Here is an 8709-nt window from a genome sequence, read left to right on the forward strand (position 1 = left end):
CCGCCGGGGGCCCAGGGCGCGGGCGGCGCCGGCAGGACCGTCGTGGCCAGTGCGGTGGTGCCCTGCGCCGGTGCGCCCGCGGAGGGGAACAGCAGCGGCAGCAGGGCCGCCAGCGCGGCCAGCTTGCGCTGTCCGCGCTCCTCCCACTGGGGCCCGTACGCCGCCAGGGCCACGGCCTCCAGCTCCGCGACGAACGCGTCGGCGTTCTCGGGCCGCTGTTCGGGAGCCTTGGCCAGTCCCCGCCGGATCAGCGGGCGCACCGGCTCGGGCGCCTCCGTCTCCGGGACCGGCGCCTCGATGTGCTGGACCGCGAGCTCCGCGAAGTTCTGCCCGTCGTAGGGCTTGCGGCCGGTCAGGCATTCGAAGAAGGTCGCCGTCGCCGCGTACACGTCGGCCTCGGGCGAGGCGGGCCGGCCCTGCCACTGCTCCGGGGCCATGTAGGCGGGGGTGCCCGCCGCCCCGGGTGTCGTGCCCAGCGGCGTGGCGATTCCGAAGTCCACCAGCTTGGAGGTCCCGTCGGCCGCGACCAGGACGTTCGCCGGCTTGTAGTCCCGGTGGACCACGCCGGCCCGGTGGGCGTCGGCGAGCCCCAGCAAGGAGCCCTTCAGCAGCACCAGCGCCGCCTCCGGTCCGGTCCGCCCGCACTGTTTGAGCAAGGCGTTCAGCGGGATGCCGTCCACGAGCTCCATGACGATCGCGGCGCCGCCGGGCGCTTCGACGTACTCGTACAGCCCGACCACGTACGGGGAACGCAGGGCGCCGAGCAGTTGGGCCTCCGCCCGGAACTCCCGGACGAAGACCGGGTTCTCGAGCATCCGGTCGTTCAGGTACTTCACCGCGACGGCCGTGCCGGTGCCCTCGTGGACCGCGAGGAGCACGCGGCCGCTGGCGCCCGAACCGAGCTCGCGGACCTCCGAGTAACCGGGAACCGACCACACGCCGTTCATGCCTTCCCCCCTCGCCGTGGCGTGACCGCGCCCCGGAGCCGCTCCTTCCAGGGGGAGCGGCCACCACCTGGGACACATTTCCGCCACGGCCGGTTCCCCGCAAGGGGCACCGGGTCAGGCAGCCGCGGCGCGCGCCCCGATCATGGAGTGCAGCCGGTCGGCCGCCGCCCGCCCGAAGTCCGGATCGTTGATGTGGGTGTCGTAGTCGTGGATGCGGGCTGCGCTGCCCCGCAGGCCGTCGCGCAGCGCCGAGAACAGCGCCCCGTCGGCGTCGGGGTCGTGGTACGGCCCGCCCGGGGCGCCGAGCGTGGACAGGCCGCGCAGGGGTACGCAGACGGCCGTGGGGCCGGTGGCCGCACGGAGTTTGGCGGCGACCCGGCGGCCGAGCTCGGCGCACTCGGCCTCGGTCGTACGGATCACCGTGATCGAGGGGTTGTGGACGCGGATCCTGCGGTAGCGGACCCGGTCGGGCAGGCTCTCCATCGGCCCGAACTTCACCATGTCCAGCGCCCCCAGGCTCACCACCTGCGGGATCCCGGCCCGCCCGGCGGCGCTGAGCCGGTCGGGCCCGGCGGTCAGGATGCCGCCGCACAGGTCGTCGGCGAGCTCGCTGAGGGTGAGGTCGAGGACGCCGGCGAAGATCCCCTGCCCGGCCAGGGTCTCCAGGGTCCGGCCGCCGGTGCCGCTGACGTGGAAGACCAGCACCTCGTAGCCCAGTTCGGTCAGGCGTTCGCGGGCCGCGTCCACGCCGATCGTAGTCACGCCCGCCATGCTCGCCGCGATCAGCGGCCGGGGCCCCGAGCCCAGCAGGGCCGGCCGGCGCATCTCCGCCGCGGAGCGCGCGTACGCCTCGGCCATCCCGGTGACGGCCGCGACGGCATTGGCCATGACCGGTGCGGAGACGCTGTTGATCCCCGCGATGTCCACGACGCTGTACATCATGGTGATGTCGGCCGATCCGACGTACGGGGCCACGTCCCCGGACGCCATCGAGGAGACCATCACCTTCGGAACGCCGAGCGGCAGTGCGCGCATCGCCCGGGTGGCGATGGAGGTCCCGCCGCTGCCGCCGATCGCGAGCACGCCGTGCAGCCGGCCTTCGGCGTGCAGGCGTAACAGGGTCGCTTCCGCACCCCGGGCCATCGTGGTGACGGCCGCGCCCCGGTCGGCGGCCGCGCGCAGTGCGGACAGTTCCGTTCCCGCGGCCCGCGCCACCGCTTCGCGCGGTACGTCGGCGGGCACCCGGGGCTCGTTCATGATTCCTGTGTCGACCGTGATCACTTCGACGCCGGCGCGCAGCAGCCTCTCGCGCAGCCAGCCGTACTCCACACCTTTGGTGTCCAGGGTTCCCACCAGCACGACGTTCGTCATATGCGCAATGTCCATGCAAGTGGGGTTTGTTGGCAAGTGAAGGTCAGGTCAATCCTCGTTCGCCGGAGCTCTCCAGAAGCTCCAACAGTCGTTCCAGGAAAGGGACCTGGGACACCACCAGTTTGGTCCTGGCCGCCGGGGGAGCGAACCACTCCACCCGGTCAAGCTCGGGGAACTCCGCCGTCCGCCCCGATTTCGGCGGCCACTCCATGGTGAAGGTGCCGGGCACCGCGAGGGCCGGATCCAGGTCCGCGCGTACCGCCCAGACGGTCACCAGCTTCCCGCCGCTCGTCCGCACCTCGCCCAGCGGCAGGTACGGTCCCTCGGGCGGAGGCAGCCCGACCTCCTCGGTGAACTCCCGGCGGGCCGCGTCACGGGGGGTCTCATCGGGCCCGTACTCGCCCTTCGGGATCGACCACGCGCCGGCGTCGCGGCGCTCCCAGAGGGGGCCGCCCATATGGCCGAGCAGTACCTCGACGGAGGACCGGGGGGAGGAGGGGGAGGGCGAGGGGGTGCCGTCCGTCGTACCGGTCTGCCTGAACAGGAGGAGTCCGGCGCTGCGCTTCGCGGTCATGGCCGCATCCCTACCCCGTCCGGGGGCCCCTCAGCGCTCTCCTCCCGGCAGCAGCCTCGGCGGCCGTCTCGGCGGTCGTCTCAGTGGTCGTGCGGACCCTGGCGGTGGACCGGGCCGTGGGCGTCCGCGCAGTGCGTGTCGACGGCCCGGACCTCGCCGGGGCGGCCGACCGTGAGCAGGGAGTCCTGGGCGTGGTCCACCTGGAGGGTGGTGTGCGTGATCCCGTACTCCTTCGCCAGCAGGGCCTCCAGGTCCCGGCGCACGGCGTGGCAGTCGCCCTCCGGGGCCACCAGGACGTGCGCGGACAGCGCGGCCTGCCCGGAGGTGATGGTCCAGATGTGCAGGTCGTGGACCTCGGTGACCGGAGGCTGCCCGACCAGGCGGTCGCCGACCGTGTCGGGGTCCACGTGGGCCGGGGCGGCCTCCAGCAGGATCCGGCCGGACTCGCGGACCAGTCCGTAGCCGGCCTTGACCATCAGGACGACCACGACGAGCGAGGCGATCGAGTCGGCCTGCCGGAACCCGGTGGTGAGCACGATCAGACCGGCGACGGCGGTGCCGATGAAGGCGAACAGGTCGTTGAGGATGTGCTGGTAGGCGCCCTCCACCGCGAGCGAGGTGCGGTTCGCCCTCGAGATGCACCAGGCCGCCGCGATGTTGACGACGATCCCCGCCAGCGCCGTCACCAGCACCAGCCCGCCCTCCACGGGCGGCGGATCGAACAGCCGCCGTACGGCTTCGTACGCCAGCCAGACCGCCAGCAGCAGCAGGGTGAGGCCGTTGGCCTGCGCGGAGAGTATCTCCGCGCGCTTGAGGCCGTACGTGAACCCACCGCGCGCCGGCCGGGCGGCCAGCCGCATCGCGATCAGCGCGAGGACGATCGAGACGGCGTCCGTCAGCATGTGGGCGGCGTCGGAGATCAGGGCCAGGGAGTGCGCCAGGACGCCGATGACCACCTCGATGGCCATGAAGCCCGCGATCAGGCCGAGGGCGATGCCGAGCCAGCGCCGGTCCGCGTCGGCGGCGACACCGTGGCTGTGACCCGCGTGACCGGGGCCTTCGTGGCCCTCGTGACCGACGGTGCCGTGGTCGTGCGGCGCGTGGTCGTGCGCGCTCATGGTGTCCCCCGTGTGCGTCGTGGCGCATCGCTTGCGCGTGGATTCCGCTTCAGGCCGGCCCGCTTCTCTCCGCAGGCCTGTCGCCTGAAGTGAAGCGCACCTTCGGACGATGGGCAAAGGCTGCAACGGGGACCGTTGTCATTACCCATAACAGCCTTCTGACCTGCTGTTATGCCGGGCGCGCCGGATCGTGGGAAAATCGCTCCATGGTCCAGCGCCCCGGTGTGCCGACCGCGCCAGAACTCCTCCTGGAAACGGAGAGGGGTTCCACCGCGATGAGCCCGCGCCGGACGTACCACGTCGGCCGGGACCCCCTCTGCGAGATCTGCCTCGACGACGCCCGCGTCTCCTGGCACCACGCGGTGCTGCGTCCGGACGGCGACCACTGGACGGTGGAGGACGAGGGCAGCACCAACGGCACGTGGGTCGACGGCCACCGCGTCCGCGAGTGGGCGGTCGGCGTCGGCAGCGAACTGCGCTTCGGCAGCGCCGCCGACGGACCGCGCGTCCGCTTCGCCGAACCGGCCGTCGTCTCGCGCCCCGCCTCGGTCTCCCGCCCCGACATGACCAGCACCTTCCGGCAGCCGACCTCGATCCGCCCGCTGGCCGACCGGGCCGGCGTCCGCATCGGCCGCGCCCCCGACAACGACCTGGTCATCGACGACCTCGTCGTCTCCCGCCACCACGCCGAACTGCGCGCCCGCCCCGACGGCGGGTACGAGATCGCCGACCTCGGCAGCCACAACGGCACCTACCTCAACGGTGCCCGCCTCGCCGCGGCCGCCGCCATCGCCGAGGGCGACATCGTCGGCATCGGCCACTCCGCCTTCTGCCTGGTCGGCGACCAGTTGCAGGAGTACGTGGACACCGGCGAGGTCTCCCTCGACGTCCAGGACCTCGGCGTGGCCGTCGACCACGGCCGCAAGACCCTCCTCGACGGCGTCTCCTTCCCCGTCGGCGCCACCTCCCTGCTCGCGGTCGTGGGCCCCAGCGGCGCCGGCAAGTCCACCCTGCTCGGCGCGCTGACGGGCCTGCGCCCCGCCGACCACGGCACCGTCCTCTACGACGGCCGCGACCTCTACCGGGACTACGCCGAACTGCGCAGCCGCATCGGCCTCGTCCCCCAGGACGACATCCTGCACGCGCAGCTCACCGTGCGCCGCGCCCTCGTCTACGCCGCCGAGCTGCGCTTCCCGCAGGACACGGCGAAGGCCGAACGCGAGGCCCGGGTCGACGAGGTGATCGGCGAACTCGGCCTCCAGCAGCGTGCCGACCAGCCCATCCACAGCCTCTCCGGCGGCCAGCGCAAGAGGGTCTCCGTCGCCCTGGAACTGCTGACCAAGCCCTCCCTGCTCTTCCTGGACGAGCCCACCTCCGGGCTCGACCCGGGCATGGACCGCTCGGTGATGAACATGCTCCGGGGGCTCGCCGACGACGGCCGCACGGTCATCGTCGTCACCCACAGCGTGCTCAACCTGAGCGTCTGCGACCGCCTCCTGGTCCTCGCGCCCGGCGGCCGCATCGCGTACTACGGGCCTCCGGACGAGGCCCTCGACTTCTTCGGCTACGAGCAGTGGCCCGAGGCCTTCGAAGCCTTCGAGAGCGAGCGCGAGCGGGACTGGGCCGGCGAGCACCGGGCCTCACCGCTGTACCGCCGCTACGTCGAAGTCCCCGGCGGGGTCGCGCCCGCGGCGGCCGGCGACCGGGCCGCGGCCCTCACGCCGAAGCCGCCGCCCAAGGCGCAGAGCTGGGGTGCGCAGCTCTCCACCCTGATCCGCCGCTACTCCGCCGTCCTCAGCGCCGACCGCACCTTCCTGATCATCATGGTCGCCCTGCCCTTCGTCATGGGCGCCATGGCCCGCGCACTGGCGGGCAACGAACTCAACCCGGAGACGGCGCTCAACGCCCTGTTCATCCTGTGCGTCGGCGGCGTCCTGACCGGAGCCGCCAACGCCGTCCGCGAACTGGTCAAGGAACGCGTCATCTACCAGCGCGAACGTGCCGTGGGGCTCTCCCGGTCCGCCTACCTCATGTCCAAGGTGGTGGTCCTCGGCGCGGTCACCGTCGCCCAGGCCGTGGTCCTGACCCTGGTGGGCCTCGCCGGAGTCACGACCAACGCCCCTGGCGGCAAGGGCCTCTTCATGCCACCGCTCATCGAGATCACCCTCGTCGTCGCCCTGCTGTCCGTCACCGCCATGGTGCTCGGACTGCTGATCTCCGCCCTGGTGTCCAAGGAAGAGGTCACGATGCCGCTGCTGGTACTGCTCACCATCGTGCAGGTCGTCTTCTGCGGCTCCCTGCTGAAGCTCACCGGGGTCCCCGTCATCGAACAGTTCGCCTGGTTCGTGCCGGCCCGCTGGGCCATGGGCGCGATGTCGGCCACCATCGACCTCGGCGCCATCGTGCCCGGCAAGATCACCCAGGACCCGCTGTTCGACCACAAACCCCGCCTGTGGCTCCTGGAGGTCGGGATGCTGGCCGTTCTGGCCGCCCTGTTCGGAGTGCTGGTGGGCCGGGTGCTGCGGCGCCACGAGCCGGCCATCATGCGGAAGTAGCCTCGATGACCAGCCCCGGCAACGCCGCGGACTTCCGGCCCACCCACATCGTCCCGCAGGACGGCCTGCCCGCGTGGGAGACCCCGGACCTGTCCCGCCCGACCGTGCCCCTCGACGCCTTCCTCCCCGTACGGCTGCTGTCCCGGCGCGGGGAATGGGGGGAGATCCTGTGCGCCAACGGATGGTCGGCCTGGGTGGACGGACGCCTGCTGCTCGCCGTGCCCCAGCCCCCGCCGACCGGCGGGCGCCCGCTCACGCGCGTCGAGGACCCGCAGCCGCTCCTCGCGCGCTGCACCGAGGAGCTGGAACGCTACCGCCGGGCCGTGACCGACCTCGCCGCCGGGCGGATCGACCCCGAGTCCTTCAGGCGCTCCCTGCGGGGAGCGCGCGTCGGCGTCGTCGTCGACGGGGAGTCCGTGTGGCTCTACGACGAGACGGCGGGACGGTGGATGTACGGGGACGGGAGCCGCCTGGCCACCTACGCGGTCGTCGAGGGACCCGGTGTCCCGGCCGCGCCCGGCACCCCGCCGGAGGAGGCCGACACCGAGGGCGGTGGCGACGTACGGCATGTTCCGCACGAACCCACGAAGATCGTGGAGCTGCCCGGGCCGGAGGCGGGCTGATGGGCTCCGATCCGGGTGCGGAGCCGTTCCGCGGGCGCGCCTCCGACCTGCGGGGCCGGCGGATCGCCGGGTACGTGGTGGAGGCCGAGATCGGGCGCGGCGGAATGGCGGTCGTCTACCGCGCGCACGACGTGCGGCTGGACCGCACGGTCGCCTTGAAACTCCTCGCGCCCGAACTCGCGCGCAACGACATCTTCCGGCAGCGGTTCGCCCACGAGTCGAAGGTGGCGGCGGCCATCGACCACCCGCACATCGTGCCCGTCTTCGAGGCGGGCGAGACCGACGGGCTGCTGTACATCGCCATGCGGTACGTGGCCGGCCAGGACCTGCGCGCCATGCTGGACCGGACGGGCCCGCTGCCCGTGGAGGCGGCGGCCCGGATCGCCGGGCAGGTCGCCTCGGCGCTGGACGCGGCGCACGCCCACGACCTGGTGCACCGGGACGTGAAGCCCGGCAACATCCTGGTCGCCGGGGGCACGGACAGCGAACACCCGGAGCACGTCTACCTGACGGACTTCGGGCTGACGAAGAAATCGCTGTCGCTGACCGGGTTCACCAGCGTCGGGCAGTTCGTCGGGACCCTGGACTACGTGGCGCCCGAGCAGATCGCCGGGAAGCCGGTCGACGGCCGGTGTGACGTCTACAGCCTTGGGTGCGTGGTCTACGAGACCCTGGCCGGCGGCCCACCCTTCCAGCGCGACGACGACATGGCGCTGCTCTGGGCGCACCAGTACGATCCGCCGCCCGCGGTGTCCTCCCGGCGGGAGGGCCTGCCCGCGGGGGTGGACGAGGTGCTGGCACGGGCCCTCGCGAAGGCGCCGGAGGACCGGTGGGGGAGCTGCCTGGAGTTCACGGGGGCCCTGCGGCGCGCGGGTGCGGGGGAGGGCGCGGGCCCCGGCGTGGCGGCGCTCGTCCGCGCGCCCGCCCGGGCGGCCTCCGACGGGCCGCCGCCACCACCGCCCCGGTGGGCCCTGCCGGTGTTCTAGGGCCTACTTCCCGCTGCCGGCGGCGGGCGCGCACACGACGTGGGCCGTGACCTCGGCGTGTGCGGCCGAGGCGTACCAGCCCTTGCGGCCGTCCGCGTCGACGACGGGGTGGGAGGCCAGGACCGTGTGCCGGAGCGTGCCGTCGCGGCCGTGGTCCCAGTGCGTGGTGGAGTACCCGCCGGACTGCACGGCCGTGCCGCGCGGGCAGAACACCCTGCTGACGGACACGGCCTGGGCGGTGGCGTCCTTGCGGCCGGTGTCGCCGGAGAGGTGGCGGGCGCCGGGGCCGGTCGCCTGGGTGGGGAGGGCGGTGGAGAGGGTCAGGGCGAGCGCGGAGAGGGCGATCAGGCCAGCGGCGTGAAGCGGCCGGAACAGGCCTTTGGTCATGTTCACGGAGACGAGCGTGTCATGCGGAAACGATCCCCCGATGAGCCGATTTGAGACTGTTCACTCGAACGGCGCAATAGGCGGGCCGGGCCGGGTGGCAGGGGTGGCGGGGGGAGGCGCGGTGGCCCGGGGCGGCCCGGGCAGATCG

Annotated in this window: 8 protein-coding genes; 3 read left to right on the forward strand and 5 right to left on the reverse strand. The window is 73.0% G+C overall.

Going from position 1 to position 8709, the window contains the following annotated elements:
• The 4 genes from ABZY57_RS30715 to ABZY57_RS30730 form a co-directional block, all read right to left on the reverse strand.
• Nucleotides 1–947, reverse strand: a 947-nt coding sequence (locus ABZY57_RS30715) for a serine/threonine-protein kinase (protein WP_356517486.1), incomplete at its 3' end; no start/stop codon positions are given.
• Between the two features lie 114 nt (nucleotides 948–1061).
• The gene (locus ABZY57_RS30720) at nucleotides 1062–2318 is read right to left on the reverse strand and encodes a Tm-1-like ATP-binding domain-containing protein (protein ID WP_356517488.1); all 1257 of its coding nucleotides are present in this window, start codon (nucleotides 2316–2318) and stop codon (nucleotides 1062–1064) included.
• Nucleotides 2319–2361: 43 nt separating this feature from the next.
• On the reverse strand, nucleotides 2362–2892 hold the full coding sequence (locus ABZY57_RS30725; protein ID WP_356517490.1) for an NUDIX domain-containing protein: 531 nt from the start codon (nucleotides 2890–2892) through the stop codon (nucleotides 2362–2364).
• Nucleotides 2893–2972: 80 nt separating this feature from the next.
• The gene (locus tag ABZY57_RS30730; protein WP_356517492.1) at nucleotides 2973–4010 is read right to left on the reverse strand and encodes a cation diffusion facilitator family transporter; all 1038 of its coding nucleotides are present in this window, start codon (nucleotides 4008–4010) and stop codon (nucleotides 2973–2975) included.
• A gap of 206 nt (nucleotides 4011–4216) precedes the next feature.
• Between ABZY57_RS30730 and ABZY57_RS30735 the strand changes: the two genes are divergently transcribed.
• From ABZY57_RS30735 to ABZY57_RS30745, 3 genes are read left to right on the forward strand one after another with little or no spacing between them, the layout of a single operon-like run.
• Nucleotides 4217–6565, forward strand: coding sequence for an FHA domain-containing protein (locus tag ABZY57_RS30735; RefSeq protein WP_356517494.1), 2349 nt, complete (start codon nucleotides 4217–4219; stop codon nucleotides 6563–6565).
• A gap of 5 nt (nucleotides 6566–6570) precedes the next feature.
• A complete protein-coding gene (locus ABZY57_RS30740; RefSeq protein ID WP_356517496.1) occupies nucleotides 6571–7188 on the forward strand; it encodes a hypothetical protein in 618 nt (205 codons plus the stop codon).
• Entirely contained in the window at nucleotides 7188–8174 is a 987-nt protein-coding gene (locus tag ABZY57_RS30745) for a serine/threonine-protein kinase (RefSeq protein WP_356517498.1), read from the forward strand. Before ABZY57_RS30740 ends, ABZY57_RS30745 begins: the two co-directional genes overlap by 1 nt.
• Before the next feature lie 3 nt (nucleotides 8175–8177).
• Here ABZY57_RS30745 and ABZY57_RS30750 read toward each other — a convergent pair whose 3' ends face one another.
• Entirely contained in the window at nucleotides 8178–8567 is a 390-nt protein-coding gene (locus ABZY57_RS30750; RefSeq protein ID WP_356517500.1) for a hypothetical protein, read from the reverse strand.
• Nucleotides 8568–8709: the final 142 nt, after the last annotated feature.

Origin of the sequence: Streptomyces sp. NPDC006450 (assembly GCF_040612195.1) — a bacterium.
In the GTDB taxonomy this organism is placed as follows: Bacteria; Actinomycetota; Actinomycetes; order Streptomycetales; family Streptomycetaceae; genus Streptomyces.